This is a genomic window from Spirosoma litoris, assembly GCF_054776755.1.
This window is the reverse complement of record NZ_BAAHBI010000070.1, coordinates 12,114-30,701: the sequence shown is the minus strand read 5'-3', so window position 1 is coordinate 30,701 and position 18,588 is coordinate 12,114. Positions and strand designations below refer to the sequence as shown.

The 18,588-nt window shown below is 46.2% G+C and carries 16 protein-coding genes; 7 read left to right on the top strand and 9 right to left on the bottom strand.

The features are described from left to right. The first annotated feature begins 12 nt into the window (after positions 1-12). The 3 genes from ACYVGR_RS33050 (at position 13) to ACYVGR_RS33040 (ending at position 4,788) form a co-directional block, all read left to right on the top strand. Positions 13-2,184, top strand: coding sequence for a tetratricopeptide repeat protein (locus ACYVGR_RS33050; RefSeq protein ID WP_460964511.1), 2,172 nt, complete (start codon positions 13-15; stop codon positions 2,182-2,184). Between the two features lie 69 nt (positions 2,185-2,253). Further along, the gene (locus ACYVGR_RS33045; protein WP_460964509.1) at positions 2,254-3,312 is read left to right on the top strand and encodes an alpha/beta hydrolase family protein; all 1,059 of its coding nucleotides are present in this window, start codon (positions 2,254-2,256) and stop codon (positions 3,310-3,312) included. 366 nt (positions 3,313-3,678) lie between these two features. Beyond that, positions 3,679-4,788: a hypothetical protein gene (locus tag ACYVGR_RS33040; RefSeq protein ID WP_460964507.1), complete on the top strand. Its 1,110-nt coding sequence runs from the start codon at positions 3,679-3,681 to the stop codon at positions 4,786-4,788. Here the strand turns inward: ACYVGR_RS33040 and ACYVGR_RS33035 are convergent. Further along, on the bottom strand, positions 4,772-5,416 hold the full coding sequence (locus ACYVGR_RS33035) for a Pycsar system effector family protein (RefSeq protein ID WP_460964505.1): 645 nt from the start codon (positions 5,414-5,416) through the stop codon (positions 4,772-4,774). The two genes, ACYVGR_RS33040 and ACYVGR_RS33035, sit on opposite strands and share 17 nt — an antisense overlap. A 213-nt stretch (positions 5,417-5,629) precedes the next feature. Here ACYVGR_RS33035 and ACYVGR_RS33030 point away from each other — a divergent pair, with 213 nt between their 5' ends. Beyond that, entirely contained in the window at positions 5,630-6,010 is a 381-nt protein-coding gene (locus ACYVGR_RS33030; RefSeq protein WP_460964503.1) for a response regulator, read from the top strand. Further along, entirely contained in the window at positions 6,007-7,053 is a 1,047-nt protein-coding gene (locus ACYVGR_RS33025; RefSeq protein ID WP_460964502.1) for an adenylate/guanylate cyclase domain-containing protein, read from the top strand. The genes ACYVGR_RS33030 and ACYVGR_RS33025 overlap by 4 nt, the downstream gene beginning before the upstream one ends. A 92-nt stretch (positions 7,054-7,145) precedes the next feature. Here ACYVGR_RS33025 and ACYVGR_RS33020 read toward each other — a convergent pair whose 3' ends face one another. The 3 genes from ACYVGR_RS33020 to hemC all read right to left on the bottom strand — a co-directional run bounded on the left by ACYVGR_RS33020 (position 7,146) and on the right by hemC (position 9,846). Next, entirely contained in the window at positions 7,146-8,381 is a 1,236-nt protein-coding gene (locus tag ACYVGR_RS33020) for an ABC transporter permease (protein WP_460964500.1), read from the bottom strand. A 104-nt stretch (positions 8,382-8,485) separates the two neighbouring features. After that, on the bottom strand, positions 8,486-8,923 hold the full coding sequence (locus tag ACYVGR_RS33015) for a GNAT family N-acetyltransferase (RefSeq protein WP_460964498.1): 438 nt from the start codon (positions 8,921-8,923) through the stop codon (positions 8,486-8,488). Continuing rightward, positions 8,920-9,846, bottom strand: a complete 927-nt coding sequence (gene hemC / locus ACYVGR_RS33010; protein WP_460964496.1) for a hydroxymethylbilane synthase — start codon at positions 9,844-9,846, stop codon at positions 8,920-8,922. The genes ACYVGR_RS33015 and hemC overlap by 4 nt, the downstream gene beginning before the upstream one ends. 289 nt (positions 9,847-10,135) lie before the next feature. Here hemC and ACYVGR_RS33005 point away from each other — a divergent pair, with 289 nt between their 5' ends. Next, complete coding sequence (locus tag ACYVGR_RS33005; protein ID WP_460964494.1) at positions 10,136-10,540, top strand: Hsp20/alpha crystallin family protein; 405 nt, start codon at positions 10,136-10,138, stop codon at positions 10,538-10,540. A gap of 408 nt (positions 10,541-10,948) precedes the next feature. On the opposite strand, the gene ACYVGR_RS33000 is transcribed toward ACYVGR_RS33005, so the two are convergent. From ACYVGR_RS33000 to kaiC, 5 genes are all read right to left on the bottom strand, one after another. Further along, positions 10,949-11,500, bottom strand: coding sequence for an RNA polymerase sigma factor (locus ACYVGR_RS33000; protein WP_460964493.1), 552 nt, complete (start codon positions 11,498-11,500; stop codon positions 10,949-10,951). 300 nt (positions 11,501-11,800) lie between these two features. Continuing rightward, a complete protein-coding gene (locus tag ACYVGR_RS32995; protein WP_460964491.1) occupies positions 11,801-13,120 on the bottom strand; it encodes a sensor histidine kinase in 1,320 nt (439 codons plus the stop codon). 2 nt (positions 13,121-13,122) lie between these two features. Next, positions 13,123-13,443 carry a circadian clock KaiB family protein gene (locus ACYVGR_RS32990; RefSeq protein WP_460964489.1) on the bottom strand — a complete coding sequence of 107 codons (321 nt, stop codon included), beginning with the start codon at positions 13,441-13,443 and terminating at the stop codon, positions 13,123-13,125. Then, positions 13,444-13,737, bottom strand: a complete 294-nt coding sequence (locus ACYVGR_RS32985; protein ID WP_460964487.1) for a circadian clock KaiB family protein — start codon at positions 13,735-13,737, stop codon at positions 13,444-13,446. Positions 13,738-13,764: 27 nt separating this feature from the next. Then, positions 13,765-15,444 carry a circadian clock protein KaiC gene (gene kaiC / locus ACYVGR_RS32980; RefSeq protein ID WP_460964485.1) on the bottom strand — a complete coding sequence of 560 codons (1,680 nt, stop codon included), beginning with the start codon at positions 15,442-15,444 and terminating at the stop codon, positions 13,765-13,767. Positions 15,445-15,790: 346 nt separating this feature from the next. On the opposite strand from kaiC, the gene ACYVGR_RS32975 reads away from it, so the two are divergent. Further along, positions 15,791-18,535, top strand: coding sequence for a family 78 glycoside hydrolase catalytic domain (locus ACYVGR_RS32975; RefSeq protein ID WP_460964483.1), 2,745 nt, complete (start codon positions 15,791-15,793; stop codon positions 18,533-18,535). Positions 18,536-18,588: the final 53 nt, after the last annotated feature.

Genomic DNA, 18,588 nt, shown 5'->3' with positions numbered 1-18,588 from the left:
ACACGAACGCTTATGCCAATTCGCCCACTGTTAGTTAGTCTGTTAGTCTGGCTGAGCGTAACGAGTCTACAGGCGCAGGACTCATTGCGGACGGCATTGCAAACGCAACTCGCCCAGCATCTCCAGGCAGATACCGTTCGGGTGAATCGGCTGAATGAGTTGGCCTATTTAGTTCGGAGTGATGATCCCAAACAGACCGTTGCGCTGGCGCAGGAAGCACTGACTTTATCCAGAAAACTCCAGTATCAGTGGGGCGAAGCTATGTCGCTCTATGAGCTAGGGATTGGACATGATACGTATCGAGATTTCCATAAAACGCTTCCGTATTTAAACGAAGCGTTGTCGTTGTTTAAACGCCTGAACGACCGGATCGGCCTGGCGCGTGTACTGAGCCAGATCGGTTGGTTTTATACGCAACGGGGCGATTATGTATTGGCGCTCACGCACGACTTACAGGCTCAGCGACTTGCCGAAAAATCCGGTAACCTGAAGGTGCTCTCCACCACGACAGCCCGTCTGGCTACGTTATATATTACTTTGGCCGACTATCAGCAAGGGTTAACGGTTTTGTCGTCGGCTATTCAACTGTTCGAACGGGCAAATGACCAGGAAGGAATTTGCCGATCGTTGAATGGCTTCGGGGAACTCTATCGGCTTCAGGGAGATTTTGACCGGGCCGAGCGTTATTATGATAAGGCAATCCGATTGGCGCAGGCATTGAATAGGCCTCGTTTGGCGGCTCAGGCTGAAAGCAATCTGGCAGCCGCTTATGTAGCGCAGGGAAACTACGATGAGGCACTTCGTACAGCCCATCGCGCGTTGACCGTATTAACAAAAATACCGGAAACGGAAGTGGTTGTCTGGACTCAGACCGTATTGGCTCGGGGCTACCTTAAAAAAAATCAACCTGATAAGGCGCTGGAGTATGGTCTTCGCAGCTGGCAATTAAGTCGGCAAATTGGAAATAGGGAATCATCCCGAGATGCCAATGAGATCCTGGCGGAAGTGTATGCTGCCCAACATAAGTATGCCGAAGCGTACGCTGCTCAGCAAAAATACATTGCTTATGTTGATACGCTGTCTGGAAGAAATACGCAGCAGCAACTGGCACTCCTTCAATACAACTACGGCCTGGCCGAAAAGCAAACGCAAATTGCTCTGTTGAAAAAAGACAAAGCGTTGCAAATGGCCATGGCACAACGGCAACGGCAATTGCTGTTCGGAGCACTTATTGGCATAGGCTTAGTATTGGGGGTGCTTTTTCTGATGTATCGTAATAATCGCCAGAAGCAGAAAGCGAATTCTATTTTACAACAGCAAAAAGCCGAAATTCAGGCCCAGCGAGACCAGACAAACCAGGCACTGGCCGAATTGAAATCGACACAGAATCAACTGATTCAAAGCGAAAAGATGGCTTCGTTAGGGGAGCTTACTGCCGGGATTGCCCACGAAATTCAGAATCCACTCAATTTCGTTAATAACTTTTCGGAAGTATCTGTAGAACTGGTTCAGGAAGTAAGGGAAGAGCGAAAGAAAGGGCCTGACCGGGACGAAGAACTAGAAGATGAGCTGTTAACCGATTTGACAAACAATCTTCACAAAATCAGTCAACACGGTAATCGTGCATCGGCTATTGTAAAAGGAATGCTGGAACATTCCCGCAAAAGCACGGGGCATAAAGAGCCAACCAATATAAACGCGTTGGCTGACGAATACCTGCGATTAGCTTATCACGGCTTGCGAGCCAAAGACAAAACATTCAATGCCACGTTGAAGACGGATTTTGACACGTCATTAGGTGAGGTTAACGTTATTTCTCAGGACATCGGGCGTGTATTTTTGAACCTGTTCACCAATGCGTTCTATGCCGTAAACCAACGCCAGATCGTAGAGACAGGTCATGCCTCGTCTCGCCCCGAGCCCTATCAACCTACCGTACTGGTTTCGACAAAAAAAATGGGTAATCAGGCCGTGATTACCGTGAGCGACAACGGGACGGGTATTCCAGAATCGGTGCTGCAAAAAATATTCCAGCCCTTTTTTACAACCAAACCCACCGGCGAGGGTACCGGCTTAGGGTTGTCATTGGCGTATGATATTGTAACTAAAGGACATAACGGCACATTAACCGTTGAAAGTAAGGCGGGAGAAGGCACAAAATTCGTAATTTCCCTTCCTGCTTAAGATACAGATTAGATGATGGAGCTTAGGCAGAAACAATAGTATTTTGCCAATAACTTAATCAACTAACTTATGTACAACCTGTATCTCGTTGCATTATTTACCTTCCTCATTCAGCTCACTAGTTTTGGACAAGCTCCCCCTTCTCAAGCAACCCCACCAGCCCAAACGGATGTAAGCGAACGCGTTCGGCAGTTAGAAGAAAATCAACGCTTTGCCGATCAGAGTTTAGCCAAAAGCGTCGATGATTTATTATGGTATCAGAAATTGGGCGATGTGGCCATTATCGATAAGGTTCGGTATGCCAGCAAGCCACCCCATGTAATTAAAAATCCGACAGGGCAAGGCGCTAACAATCCGGTCGTAATTCCAGCGTATACGTTTGTTTCCCGGAAGTTTGCATCGGCTAAAAAATTGCCGCTTCTCATCTTTGTACACGATGGTATTCACGGCGATTTTAGTACGCTGTACGCACATGTGGTTCGTGAATTAATCGATCAGGGATACATGATTCTGGCCCCTGAATACCGGGGTAGCGTTGGTTATGGCGGAACGTTCTACAACCAAATCGACTACGGTGATTATGAAAACGATGACGTATTAGCCGGAAAACGCTGGGCTGTTGAAAACATGCCGCAAGTTGACGCCGACCGTGTAGGCATCATCGGCTGGAGTCACGGTGGTATGATTTCATTGATGAATATTTTCGACCATCCCGAAGATTACAAAGTGGCTTATGCGGGTGTTCCCGTCTCCGACATTATTGCCCGATTAGGTTATAAGCCAGCTAGTTACCGCACCATATTTTCGGCAGCTACGCATATTGGGAAAGACCCATCGGATAATGTCGCTGAATACCGTCGCCGATCTCCGGTCTGGAATGCTCAGAAGCTAAAAACGCCCTTGTTGATTCATACCAATACGAACGACGAAGATGTAAATGTGCTGGAAGTGGAATCGTTGATTAATGCCTTAAAAGCGCACGAGAAAAAGTTCGAGTATAAGATTTATCAGGATGCACCCGGCGGACATAGCTTTAATCGGCTGGATACCAAGCTGGCCCGTGAGTCACGCGAGGAGATTTACCGATTTCTGGCGAAGTATCTAACTCCACCTGCTGCTGTTAAATAAGCAAGCCTGATGGTTTTTATTGGAGGTATTTTCGTGATTCTCGCTTTCTGGAAAGCAGTCAAGCAGGATTAGATTAAAGTATTCGCTGCCCGGTGCGACCCCGATGGGGTCACACAAAATACGGCCCATTTTATCCTGCATCCTCTGTCTGTGAAGACACAGACAGAGGATGCGCTAGCAAAATACCGCTGATTTTATGATCAACTCGATTTGTAAATGGGCGATCTGGAAGGGTAGGGGTTTATAAAATAACTTCTTCTTATACTTTATTCATCAGCTTAATCGCTACTAAGAACATCTATTTTACCAATCATCCTGAATTGTTATAGTAATCTTAAAAATCGTCGTTCTATTGCATAAAAAAACATGAAACAACACTGTCTTTTTGGCCTGCTCGTATTGGCGACCTTCTTAGCAACTAGTGTTGTTGCTACTGCTCAGGATAGCATAAAAGCCTCATTAAAGTCGAAGGCGGGGGCTGTCAACTCCGAAAAGTCGACGCTCCTATTTGATCGTGAGGATGGCTTGGAATTCATCTTAACGGCCAATCTGCGCGCGCTGATGAAGGATAGAGGTGAAAAGACAGATGCTCATCCTGCTGTTTTAAGTTATAAGGACGGTAGTAAAACGGATAGTATTCCGCTTACCCTGAAAGTACGGGGTAATTTCCGGCGTAGTAAGGTGAATTGTTCCTTCCCACCTTTGCTGGTAAACTTTCCGAAGAAGAAGGTAAAAAATACGCTGTTCGCGAATCAGAATAAGCTGAAACTGGTTACGCATTGCCAGCTTGACGAATGGATAGTGCGGGAGCATCTGGTTTATAAGCTTTATAATTTACTGACTGATTTAAGCTTTCGTACCCAACTGGTTCGGGTTACGTATGTCGATTCGTTGGGTAAACGTTCTCCCGAAACCCGTTGGGGCTGTCTTCTCGAAGATGAGGGCGATCTGGCTAAGCGAAACGGGGTTACAGCCAATACGCTGAAGCAAACAAATATGGGTTATGCCGATACGCTCAGTATGGCTACGGTGGCGGTGTTTGAATATATGATTGGCAACACCGACTGGTCGGTGCCTTATTTACACAACATCCGGCTGTTTGCGAATGGTATATCCAGCTCGTTACCCGTGCCTTATGACTTTGACCACGCCGGAATTGTGGAGACATCCTATGCCAAGCCTTCCGAGCAGCTTGATATTATTTCGGTGAGGGAACGCGTCTACCGAGGGCCGGTTTATTCGATGGACGTTTTTCAGAAGGTCTTTGACAAGTTCAACCAGGTAAAACCGCAAATGTATGCCTTGTATCAGAACGATAGTCGCCTGGATAAGGGATACGTAAAGCGGACGCTCAAGTACCTCGATGATTTCTATGCGCTGATTAATAAGCCAATGCTAGCCCAGACTACATTTAGGCAGAATGCCAAGTTGGGTATTGCGGTTAAGAGTTCCCGAGGGGTTAGTTATAATAAGTAGTGATCAAGGCGACGACAGCCGAGATGACGACAATCGAGAAGCCAATCATGAAAAACTGGTAGGCAAATTTGAGCAATCGGTATTTTCGGGACAACACCTGACCCTGGGCATATATGTTGTCAATCAGACTGTTGTAGAGGTCATCGTCGTTACCGAGTAGTGTACGCAGTTTCTGGCGATACTCGCTGCCGGAAAGCTGGGAGTAGTAACCAAAAAACAGGAGATCAATTGGGCGGTCGTCCTCCACATTTCCTCGTTTCTTTATTAGCGAAATGGTGGGGTTCGTCGCCAGCAGCGAAACAATAATTGTAACCAGACAAACTGCCAGCAACAGTAAGCTCGGGATAAGGAGATTGGCGGGTGCGTCGAATTTTCGGGCGTAAGTAGAAATGGTGATGGAAATGAGGATGGCGTTGATCGAAATCATCAGGTTCGCTTTTCGGTCGGCCATCTCGCTAAGCTTCATATGGTTCGACATGGTAGTGCGAAATAAGGTTTCTACACCTTTGCTCGCTTTCTTCTCCTTGTCTTTTTTTTGTTTATTGAAGGGCGGAAGTTCCGATTCTGGCGTAGCCGAGAGCTTACTACCTTGTGGGTTAATGCGGGTCTCTTGCGATAATGGAGACATGAGTAGCGGTTGTTTGGCAGTAAGTTTACAAATCTAGTACAACATTTTCTAGAACATACCGCCCGAAGTCAGTCCAGAAAGTCGGTATCTCGAAAAAGCGTGCCTTTTGACCGCAAGACCGTGTTAAATTTGTTGTTGTGCTAGCCCTAATGTGCTGGATAGGTTGATGCCTGAGGCAAAATTTCTATCTTTGATTTATACCCTTCCCGTGTTATGATGAAAGTTTTAGTGGTCGACGATGAACTAGACGTAAAAGATTTGTTTCTCCAGCGGTTTCGTCGCGAAATTCGAAATTCAGAATTGAAGTTAGACTTCGCTAATTCTGGCGAAGAGGCTCTTACCTACCTGGCTAGTCATTCATCGGAAGTGATATTGATTCTATCCGATATCAACATGCCGGGTATGAGTGGCTTTGAGTTATTACGCCACATCCGGGAGGATTTTAAGACTCCTCCGCCACCCGTTGTTATGATGATTACAGCTTATGGCGACCCTGAGTCGCAGGAGCAGGCCGTGAAATTGGGAGCCAACGATTTTCTGACAAAACCACTCGACTTTACGGTTCTCAAACAAAAACTGAACGATTTAGCATGAATGCCAAGATATTGGTGGTTGATGACGAAACGGACCTTGAATTGCTGATTAAGCAAAAGTTTCGAAGACAGATTCGAGAAAAGAAATACGAATTCATTTTTGCCCATGATGGCGTCGAAGCGCTGGAAATGCTCGCAGATCAGCCTGATACAGATATGGTGCTGACGGACATCAACATGCCGGGCATGGATGGCCTGACGCTGTTGATTAAGTTGCAGGAAAATAACCCAATGCTTAAAGCGGTAATCGTGTCGGCTTATGGCGACATGGATAATATCCGCACAGCTATGAACCGGGGTGCCTTTGATTTCGTGACCAAACCGGTCAATTTCGAAGATCTGGAACTGACCATGGAAAAAACGATGGAGTATATTAAGCAACTCCGTCAAACGTTGCAGGCGATCAAAGAGAACAACATTCTTCGGATGTATGTCGATGAATCGGTGCTGACGTTTATGAACAAGCCCGAATTTGAAACGTCTCTGTCGGCCAGCGAAACCGTCGTCGCTACCGTCCTGTTTATTGACATCTGTGGATTTACGGCGATTTCAGAGCGTGAATCTCCCGATACGGTTGTTCGGTTAGTCAATCGCTACTTCGATGTGATGGTTAAGGAAATTATCGGGCAGGGGGGCTACGTCGATAAGTTTATGGGCGATGCCGTCATGGCTGTTTTCCGGGGCGAATACCACTTCGACCGGGCCGTCGAAGCCGCTTTGGCCGTGCGAACACAAATTGCTACACTCAAAGATAGTCTGGCAAGTAATCCCGATTATCATCCACAAGTATCGATCGGGATCAATACGGGCGAGATGGTGTCGGGAAATATTGGCTCCACAACCCTCCGTCGATTGGATTATACCGTAATCGGCGATGCTGTTAACACGGCTCAGCGGTTGCAATCGGCAGCGCAACCTGGTCAAATTGTGATTACAGAAACCGCTCAGCAGGAAATTGCCGAATCGTTCACCTGCGAACGTATCGGCGAAGTGAAGCTGAAAAACAAAGCCGAACCGGTTGTTATTTATAATGTAATAGGATAGGGGAAGATGTAGGGTGTATGATATATAATGTATTGCTTTCGCGTTAGCTACATCATATATCATACACCCTACACCCTACATCATACATCTCCTTATTCTTCTGCCAGCGTTCGGGAGATGTTCATGCGGTAGACGCCTATAGCGGGCAGGGCAGCGGCCACTAAGCCGATTAGAATGGCGACACCTAACAAAATCCATTCTTCGGGCAGAATACCAAACGAGGCTAAGTTGTAATGATAGTCTTCGGAAACACTGTTTGAAAATAGCCACAAGCCAACTCGGCTGACCAGGATTCCCAATCCAAAACCAATCAGGGCAAGTACTAGTCCTTCGAGCAGGAGCATACCAAATAGTTGTGCACGTGTGGCACCCATCGATAGCATCAGTGCCATTTCATAGCGTCGTTCTTTCAGCGAATTGTACAGCGACACAAATACGCTGATGCCTGAAATAAGCATAATCACGATAGCCAATCCCCGCAAGGTTTCGACACCTACACCCAGCAATGAAAACAATCGGTTGATTTCAATATTCGGCAAGGCTGCCTGAAGTTTCGAGTTGGTGTTGATGCCACGCGCCAGCATCATACCCATCGGATTCCGGAACTTAATGAGCATACTCGTGATCTCACGCGGGGCCTCTTCATGGCCTTCTTCCTCATGATCTTCGTGCGTTTCGCCTTCCTCATGATGTTCTCCGCCCTCTTCATGACCATGATCGTGGATGGCCCATATACTCGAAAGGGGCGTCAGGATGAGCTGATCGGTAACGGTATTGGTTGCGTTCAGAATACCAACAACCTTGTACTTGGTGTCGGCGTGTACTTCGCCATCCTGATCTAGACCGTGTGATCCCGAGAACGTGTCTCCAATTTTTAACCCTGTAACAGCGGCTACCCGAGGCCCGATGACGACTTCCAGATTCTGCTGGAACATTTTGCCCTGCGCCACGGTAGCCTCGAAGTGATCGAGGTATTTTTTGTTCGTTCCCACAATCCGAAACGAGCGGTAATTGTCGCCCATTGAGAGGGGAATCGCCGTTTTGATCATCGGGTTGCGCGTCAGTCGTTCGGCCTCGTCGAGTGGAATATTGCCCACTGGCGAATCGATCTGATAGATGCTCGATAGAATCAGTTGGAGTGGGCTTCCTTTGGCACCCAGCACCATATCGATGCCTTTGATATTTTTCCGAAACTGATCGTCTAGTTGCTTATTCAGCAATAGCAGCAGCGAAATAATCGTGATGCCAAACGTCATCAGTAGCCCACTCAGAAAACTGCTAAGGGGCTTATCTTTTAGATTACTCCAACTAATTCGGAAAAGATTCATACTAAACGAATTACGATTTACGAGGGACGAATTACGATCTACAAAGAAAGGATTTCTCTGCGTCCTTTGCGCTTCTCTCCGCGTTCTTTGTGTTTAAAAAATCATTATAAATCCAGCTTGAAATGGTGGCTGGCAATATTGAATCGTTTGTTCAGATATAATCGGTGGGCATCGTAACGCGCTGGGTTCTGTCCAGAATCGAGCGACACACATTGGCAACCCGACTGTTTCGCCTGATCAATCACAAAATCGACTAAAGCGCCCGCATATCCTTTGCCACGTGCTTCGGGTAACGTCGACAGATCGTCGATGTAAAGCGTCTTGCCGCTGTACAGAAAATTCAGGTACCGATAGCCCGTTACGGCAGGCACCGTATCGTCTGGATTCTCAGGCTCCACAAATGCAAGCACAAAGCCATCGGTCGCCTGTTGCGAACGGATTCGCTCAAAAGCCTCTTCGGGTGTCAGGTGCGACCGTAAAGCCAGCATGGCGGGAATGCAGCGCCGAATATCAGCGTCGGATTGGGCAATTTTTATCGTCATAGTTGTTGGCGGATTTGCTGTAATAATTCGTCGCCCCCACGTTCCAGAATGCTCTCGGCCAGCGAATGACCAAGCTGTGATGCTTCTGGAGATGTGCCTGTAAAGGTTTCGCGAAGTAGCTGGCTGCCATCCAGACTAACTAGACCACCCGTTAGGCTAATGGTCTGTTCGTTGGTCCATTGAGCCAGTGCGAACGATGGAATGCTGCATCCTCCTTCGAGTCTGGCCAGAAAGGCCCGTTCGGCCCGTAAGCAGGCGGCAGTTGGCTCGTGATTAATGATTCGGGTGAGGGTTTCTGCTACTTCGCTATCTAAAGAAGTAGCCACTTCAATTGCGACGCTTCCCTGACCAACAGCGGGCGTAAATTCGGTAATGGGTAAATGTTCAACAATCAGATCGTCGTATTCCATTCGGTGAATACCGGCATAAGCGAGCAACAGAGCGTCGCATTGGCCTTCGTCGAGTTTACGAATCCGGGTTTGCAAATTGCCACGCATATCGACGGTTGTCAAATGGGGGCAATAATGCTTCAGCATAGCCACTCGGCGTGTCGATGAGGTGCCAATTCGGAAAGGCTGTCCACTTGTAAGAGATATGTCTTTATTCCGGCTAACGAGCACATCGTTGGCCAGTTCGCGTTCGGTAAAAGCAATAATAGCCAGATCGTTCGGTAGGTTTGAGGGAAGATCTTTTGCACTGTGAACCGCAATATCGATCGTACCGTCGCGTAGCTGGTCTTCCAACTCCTGCGTAAATACACCTTTGCTGCCAATCTTCGCGAGTGAGCGGTCGAGGACCAGATCACCTTTGGTTTCAATAAGCACCAACTCAGAGGTCAAGCCCGCTTGGTGAAGTAACGTTTGTATGTAAGCGGCCTGCCAGATGGCTAGTCGGCTGCTTCGAGTTCCAACTTTGATATGCATGATCTAGCAAAGATACGGCAGGAACGTCAGGTTTTTAGTACCAAATCGACTGTGGCAAAGTGTAGAAAGAGAACCCCACAGAGACCATAAATCGCAACACTATTCTCAGTACGTACATAAACTCGCAAAACTGTCAGAATGCCCTTCTCTTGTGTCAAAACGGCATATACTGTCGAAAATAAGGCTTTTTTAACTGACATCCTGACTTATAAAATAGGATTAATCCATTGGGCACGACGTTTGTCTAAGAAATAAATGAATTGAATTAAGCAGTAAAACAACATCCACTATGAAAACGATAGAAAACGTGTTTAAGGGAACCGGTGGTCAGATCGACTTGCTGAATACCCTATATGGTGGGGCGAGTCAGACCACCATGAATGTTGAGCGAGAAGATGAACGCTTAATCATTACCTTATCGGCTCCAGGTGTAAAGGCTAATTCATTTAATGTGTTGGTCGAGGGTAGCAAACTCGTTCTCTATACGTTACTAGTGAGTACGTCTGAACGTCAGGAAGGAGGCACCAGTCAACGATTGGCTGTACCTATGTTCCTACGGGTTCTGGATATTCCGTCGTTCATCGACGCCGATCATATCGAAGCTGTTCATGAACAAGGCCGGGTTATGGTGATGTTGCCCTTTAAAGATGAAGAGCATTTGCACCGTCGAATCGATATTAAAAACTTGTTCTAAGCGTACCCTTCTGAATTTCTTCCGGGGCTTGCGAGTCCTGTTGCCTATAGATGAGTTCTAAGCCGCTTTTACGGAAGCGGCTTTTGATTTTTAGAGCCGTTATCAATTACATAGCGGGGTTTTCTGGTAAGAATGCCCTGATTACTGTATAAGCCCCAACTAACAAGGCCAGACATATGCGATATGTCTGGCCTTGTTAGTTGTGTTAATTACTAATATTCCTTTAGGCGGTAGCGGTATCAAGTGGTCACTAGTGCTTTACCAAATTAGATCCCTGTTGATTCTGTCAGATTCTATTGACTATGTTCTATTGATAATCAACGTATAAACTATCAATTAGAACCAAAAGAATCTCTAGAATCTAAATTGGACAAGTTTGACTATAAAAATAGATAAAAAAATAGTGGCCTATCCGTGATACTGTTGTGCACATAACCGGTGCACTTTTTCCCGGCTTCGTTTCAGTCTCATTTTAACCGCACTGAGCTTGAGTCCATACAACTGAGCAATTTCTTCAATACTCATGTTGTCTTCATATTTTAAACGCAATAACTTACGCTCTTCAATCGACAGGGTATCCATGGCCTGCCTGACAACCTGGAGTGTTTCTTCGTGTAACTGGGCCTCCAACGGTTCTGTTTTGTACCAATCCTGACTTCCTTCCAGCGTGGTGGTTGGTAATCGTTTGGCTAGTTTGATCTGGTCGGCGCAGTAATTGTAAGCGATGGAATAAAGCCAGGTCGAAAAGCTGGATCGTTGTTGAAAGGCATCCAGTTTATTAAATACCTTTAAGAAAATATCGTGGGTGAAATCTTCCGCCTGGACTGAGTCGTTAGTCATTGACAGGCACCGGCGGTATACTTTCTTGACATACCGGTTATAGAGAGCTTCGAAGCAATGATCGGGCTGAGTAGGTAAATACTGCCGAATCATCTCTTCGTCGGTTAAAGAGACCTGCATGATAAATCGTTAATTATGGGTTAGCTTAAGTTTACAAAATAAATATATATATATGACTGATAGACATTGATATTTGATTTTAGTTAACAGATGGACTATGAATTTATTTAACGGTGTATATACATAAATATAAACAAGTTGTCAGAAGTTAGGTAAAGCCTTTAAAAACCAATCTGAGAACACATTTGAGAATCAAGAAGGCATAGTTTATACGCCCAAACTAGAATTTAGCCTAATTTTGAATACCTTATTTCGAATGTAAAACGGGTTGAGAGAACGTGCTGATTCGTATCGTTAGGGTTATGTTATGTTACTCTGTATGGGAAAATAGATCTCAAATGTAGCGCCTTCGCCAGGTTCACTAATAGCCGTAATGGCTCCGCCATGATTAGCGGTTACTTTTTCACAAATGGCCAGACCAATACCTGTACCCGGAAATTCCGTCCTGCCATGCAAGCGCTGAAAAACCTGAAAAATTCGATCGACATACTTCTGATCAAAACCAATACCATTGTCCGACACACTTATCTGGTAATAGGTATCAGCCTGAAGAATTGGTTTTATAGACGCTGGCAACTTTGCCGAGTCTACCGTTTGAGAGCTGACTCGAATTTGGGGCGTAACGCCAGTACGGCGAAACTTGAGGGCATTACTCAATAGATTTTGGAACAATTGCTCTAGTTGCGATCGGTCACCCTGGATTGTGGGCAACAGGTCAACGGAAACAACGGCACTTGTTTCCTGAATTAATAGCTCCAGATCACTAAGAACAATGCTGATTACATCGTTCAGCGAAACGGGGGTCGTTGTGTTTTGTTGAGTCGAGATTCGGGAAAAGCTCAGTAAATCTTTGATCAGTGTCGACATTCGGCTAGCCGCTATCTGCATTCGCTCCAAATGACTGATTCCATCGCCTAGTTGATCTTTATACTGGCTTTTCAGAAGATCGCCGAACGATTGGATCTTTCGTAAAGGCTCCTGTAAATCATGGCTGGCAATATAGGCAAACTGCTGAAGATTATTGTTGGATCGATTCAGGGCCTGATTACTAACTTCCAGCGCGACATTGGCTTTCGCCAGCTTTTCATTGTTAATTCTTAGTAGTTGCTGGCTGTGTTTCTGAGCGGTCAGATCGGTCAGGATTATACTCAGACAAACTCCTCCATCCAGTTCAAGGTCTGTTGCTGAAAGCTGACAGGGAACCAATTTTTGGTTGTTACCAACAAGGGTCAATTCAAGCTTGTGATTACCCGTCCACGCCCCTTTGAATAATTCATCAAAGGCTGCTTGATGCTCGGGGGCTGCAAATTGATGAAAGGACAAACCAATTACTTTTGATAGGGGCAAATCAACCATTGTGGCAAACGTTGAATTGCTATATAAAATAAGGCCGTCTTTATTCAGCGTAACGGCCCCCTCATTCATGGTCTCGATAAAGATTCGGTAGGTATGATCGGCAGTTGTCAGTGTGTACAGTTCATGCCCACTTTCGCCCTCCACAACTAAGGCATCGATCTGACCGGTACGAATGGCCTGTATGGTTTCGGTTGCTTCGTAGAGTTGCCAGCGCAGGCTTTCATTTTCAGCTAGCAGTTGCTCGTATGTTTTCACCCCATTCATGCTCATTGCCTGGAAATTCCTAATCCGGTGAGTACTTTTTCGGTGTCTGATAGATCACCGACCAATCTTCGTTCGGGTAGGGGCCGTCGTTTAATCAATAAAGGCAACGCAATAAGTTGCTCCTGTTCGGCTAGTTCTTTTTGCTGATACACATCAATTATTTCCAGTGAATAGTTTCCTGGTATATACGATTCGCAAATGTGTTTAAGATGTACAATCGCCCGTGTCGAATGCAAAGAGGCTCCTGTTACAAATAAATGCAATACGTAGAAACCGGCTTCGGCATCTGGATTAGTATCCTCTGGTTGTGATGGTTCAATCATCTACTTACTTGCCGGACGAATGTTTAAGCCTACCAGAACTTTCTCTTCATTCGACAGATCGCCAATGATTTTTCGAATAGGTTCAGGCACTTTTTTTACTAAGGTGGGCACTGCAAAAATCTGGTCTCCTTCGGCGAGCTGTGGCTTTACCAACAAGTCGATTACCTCAATAATGTATTTATCTTTCAAATACTCTTCGCAATACTTTTTCAGGTTGCTCAGAGCGGTTTGCGATTTAGGCGTATTTCCGGCAATATAGAGTCGCAACTCCCAGGTTTCCTCTTTTGTTTTCATCTATAGTTAGTTGAGACACTTAATGAATTACTCATTATGTCGGTTACGAGTCATTTGTTCGCGATTTTTATCCATCACCTCTTTGCGTAATTCGTCCTCAACATACGTCTTATTTAACTCATCCTGCATCGATTCGAACTCTTCTTTCAGGCTGGCTATTTTTGATTCGAGTACCAATCGTTTGCGTTCAATTTCCCGATCTTTTCGATTGAGCGCATGTTCGCGTAGAACTATACCCGTCTCTTCCTGTAATTGCTGAGTTTCCCGAGCAGATCCAGTCAGTACACCTTCGGGGCCTAAATAAACATCAATCATCGTTAATCCTTTGTCGGTAATCACAAATTCCCGCACCTGATTGGAATGCTTCATACCTCGGGATTTCATAACATACATACCCCGATTCCGTTCGCCGTTTGCTTCGATATCCCGAACGAGGAGCCAGGCGTCAACCAGTGATGAAACACTTTCGTCGGTCTGATCATTGAGCACATTAGTCAAGGCAAGCGCTGTAAACAGAACAGTTATTTGTTCGGCCTGTAAAAAATCGATCAACCGCATCAGCATCGACTTGACATCGCTGACAGAACCAACTGTGATCAGATTGGTAATTGGGTCCAAGATAATGGCTGCTGGCTTGAATTCTTTAATTTGGTTATGAATGCTTACCAGGTGCATTTCCAGACCATTCAACGTCGGTCTGGATGACTGGAATTTCAATAAGCCATTGTCGATATGTTTTTGAAGATCAAGCCCAATAGATCGCATGTTTCGGATGATCTGCTGAGAAGACTCTTCAAAAGCAAAATAAATACAGCGCTCGTTCCGCTGGCAGGATGCATCGGCAAACGAGGCTGCGATACTGGTTTTACCGGTACCAGCAGTGCCCGAAACCAGAATACTGCTGCCCCGGAAAAAGCCCTGGCTATCCAGCATTTTATCCAGCGTAGGTATGCCAGATGAGACACGTTCGGAAGAGACGGGGTGATTCAGTGTCAGGGACGTAACGGGCAGTACCGAAATACCCTTCTCGTTAATTAAAAATGGATATTCATTGGTGCCATGTACGGAGCCCCGATATTTGACAATACGAAGAAGGCGGGTCGAGATTTGATTATTGATCCGGTGATCGAGCAAAATGACACAGTCGGAGACATACTCTTCGAGACCGTGGCGAGTTAACATACCTTCGCCTTTTTCCCCCGTAATGATAGTGGTTACTTTCTTTTCTTTCAACCACTCGAACAATCGTCGCAATTCTGCTCGCAAAATTCCCTGATTAGACAGGCCCGCAAACAGATTTTCGATTGTATCCAACACAACCCGTTTGGCACCTATGCTATCAATGGCATAACCTAAGCGAATAAATAAACCATCCAGATCATACTCGCCAGTTTCTTCTATTTCGCTTCGTTCAATGTGAACGTGGTCGAGCTTGATGAGTTTGTCTTTTTGAAGCTGAGCGAGGTCAAAACCCAATGATGCCACGTTTTGGGTCAGTTCTTCGGTTTTCTCCTCAAAGGCCATAAAGACACCCGGCTCATTATAATCCATTGCTCCCCGAACAATAAATTCCATTGAGAACAAGGTTTTGCCACTACCAGCACCACCACAAATAAGGGTTGGGCGTCCGGCTGGTAGTCCTCCATTTGTTATTTCATCCAGGCCATTAATCCCGGTTGGTGATTTAGGCAGAGGGCTTAATGGCATATTGTGTTTGTCTGATGGTGGTAAAGTCATTTACGTACTGCGAGCACCCAATTCTTACAACTTGTCAATTTTTTAGCAGGGTGCTCATAAAATCTTTAACCTCATTCGTTTAGCTAGATTCGGCACAGGATTTCTAGGATATATACTTGGAAAATAAAAAATAGTTTGTGAACAGGCCGTCTAAAATAACGTAAACTATACGCAATCCTTTACTAACTAGGTATAAACTTAGTTGCACTTATTTAATACTAAGACGCTGGCTAAAAGTAGGAAGGTATAGGGAAGTCTCTGTATCGACACGTTTTACATTTGAAAAATTATATAGTTTGTCCCCTTTATCGTCTGCATGAAACCTTTCCTTTCCTTTTTTGTCGTACTCCAATTGCTTAGTAGCTGGGTTTTTGCCCAATCGAGCGTTCAACAACTGCTAACTGAAAATCGAGTCAACCCCATTGGCTTAGATGTGGCCACCCCTCGGTTTAGTTGGCAGCTGATTGCTACGAAACAGAATGTTCAACAAGTCGCTTACGAAATACGGATCAGTACCGACGCTGCTTCGGTAGCTAAAGGGTCAGTCTGGCAGTCAGGACGAGTGGCCTCCGATCAATCGGTGCATGTGCCTTATGCGGGGGCTGCCCTAAAGCCGGGTCAGCGGTATTTCTGGCAGGTCCGTATTTGGGACAACACGTCGACCAAGCCATCGACCTGGAGCCCGGTAGCGTTTTGGCAAACGGGTATGTTGTCTGCCGAAAATTGGAAAGCCAAATGGATCGAGCCGGGCTATGTGGAAGACACTCTTAATCGGCCTAGCCCACTGATGCGGAAAGTATTTTCGGCATCGAAGAAAGTGCGTTCGGCTACTTTATCCATCACGGCGCATGGCCTCTACGAAGCCCAGATAAACGGAAAACGCGTTGGTGATGCCTATCTGACACCCGGCTGGACAAGCTATAACAACCACCTTCAGTATCAGACTTACGATATTACGAATCTGCTGAATCAAGGCAAGAATGCGATTGGTGTTTCGTTGGCCAGCGGCTGGTATCGGGGCCGATTGGTTTGGGAGAACCAACGGAATATGTACGGCAAAAATCTGGCGTTATTGGGGCAACTGGCTATTACGTATACCGACGGAAGTACAGAGACAGTTATTACCGATGAGAGCTGGAAATCATCGACAGGCCCCGTTCGTTTTGCCGAAATCTATGACGGTGAAATCTATGATTCCCGACTTGAAAAAACAGGCTGGACAACCGCAGAATACTCCGATTCCGATTGGTCGGGTGTAACAATGAAACCGTTTGGGTACACGAATCTGGTAGCCAATTATAACGAACTGGTTGAGCAGCACGAAACCCGAAAACCCGTAAACGTGATCAAGACGCCCAAAGGCGAGACCGTGCTGGATTTCGGGCAGAATATGGTGGGTTGGGTAAAATTCAAGGTAACTGGAAAGGCTGGGGATAAAGTCGTGCTTTCGCATGTGGAAATGCTCGATAAATTCGGTAATCCCTATTTCGAAAACCTGCGCACAGCAAAAGCACTGGCAACCTATCTGCTCAAAGGAGGAACCGAAACGCTCGAACCTCATTTTACCTTTTTCGGCTTTCGCTACGTACAGATCAATGGGTTGACCGGGCCAATTAATCCCGCTGATTTTACCGCGATAACGCTGTATTCCGACATTCCGAAAACGGGCGAGTTCACTACCTCAAATGCGCTGGTCAATCAGCTACAAAGCAATATTCAATGGGGCCAACGGGGTAACTTTCTGGACGTACCCACCGACTGTCCGCAGCGGGACGAACGTCTGGGCTGGACCGGCGATGCGGAGGTGTTTTCCCGAACGGCGGCTTTCAACTTTGGCGTCAATAATTTCTTCGCCAAGTGGCTCAAAGACGTTACCGCCGATCAGTTTCCGAACGGGGCGGTTCCGTTTATCATTCCAGATGTGCTGAATAAACGTCCGGTTAAAGATGAACCAGCAGGTGCAGCAGGCTGGTCGGATGCGAGCATCATCATTCCCTGGAATATGTACCTGGCTTACGGTGATCGGCGTATAGTGGAGCAGCAGTATCCCACCATGAAAGCATACGAAGGTTATATGGAACATGTAGCGAAGAACGACCTCTGGAGTGAAGGCTTCCAGTTTGGCGACTGGCTTTCTTACGTGACAACGGAAGGTAGTCCGGCTTTTGAGGCTAAATCGGCCTTCACCGACAATCATTTAGTAGCGCAATGTTTTTACGCCTACAGCACCGATCTGATGCGAAAAGCGGCTACGTTAGTAGGTAAAACCGAGGATGCCGCCCATTATACGGCCCTTCTGGAACGGATTAAGAAAGCCTTCCAGAATGCTTATATGACCCCAAGTGGGCGTCTGATTTCGGATACCCAAACCGCTTATGTACTGGCCTTACAATTCGACATGATTCCAGAAAACTTACGCCCGCAAGCAGTGGATCGATTGGTTGGCAATGTCAAAAAATATAACAACCACTTAACCACTGGCTTTCTGGGTACGCCTTTCCTATGCCATGTATTAACTCGTTTTGGCCGGACCGATGTGGCTTACAAGTTGCTGTTGCAGGAAACGTACCCATCGTGGTTATATCCGGTGAAAATGGGAGCCACGACGATCTGGGAGCGCTGGGATTCAATGAAACCCGACAGCACTTTCCAGAGCCCATCTATGACATCGTTCAACCACTATGCATACGGAGCCGTTGGCGACTGGATGTATCGAACCATTACCGGCATTGATACCGACGAAACCGGACCCGGTTATAAACACACGATCATTAAGCCACAACCGGGTGGAGGCTTAACATCGGCGAGTGCCAGTTTGCAAACGTATTACGGCACGGTTCGGTCGAGCTGGAAAAAGGAAGCAGATAATTTGTCGCTCACCGTTGAAATTCCAGCCAATACGATAGCCACCGTTTATGTCCCGGCCAAAAATGCGGAATCTGTTCTGGAGAATGGTAAATCGATATCAGCCGCAGGGTTAACAGCATCCGGTACCGAACCTGGTTATGTAGTGCTGAAAATTGGATCAGGTGTGTATAATTTCACAAGTTCAGGCTTGTAGCGTAATTGCTTTCCCGTGGCTTTCGTCTCGTGATTCGCGTGGTGTCAGGTTCT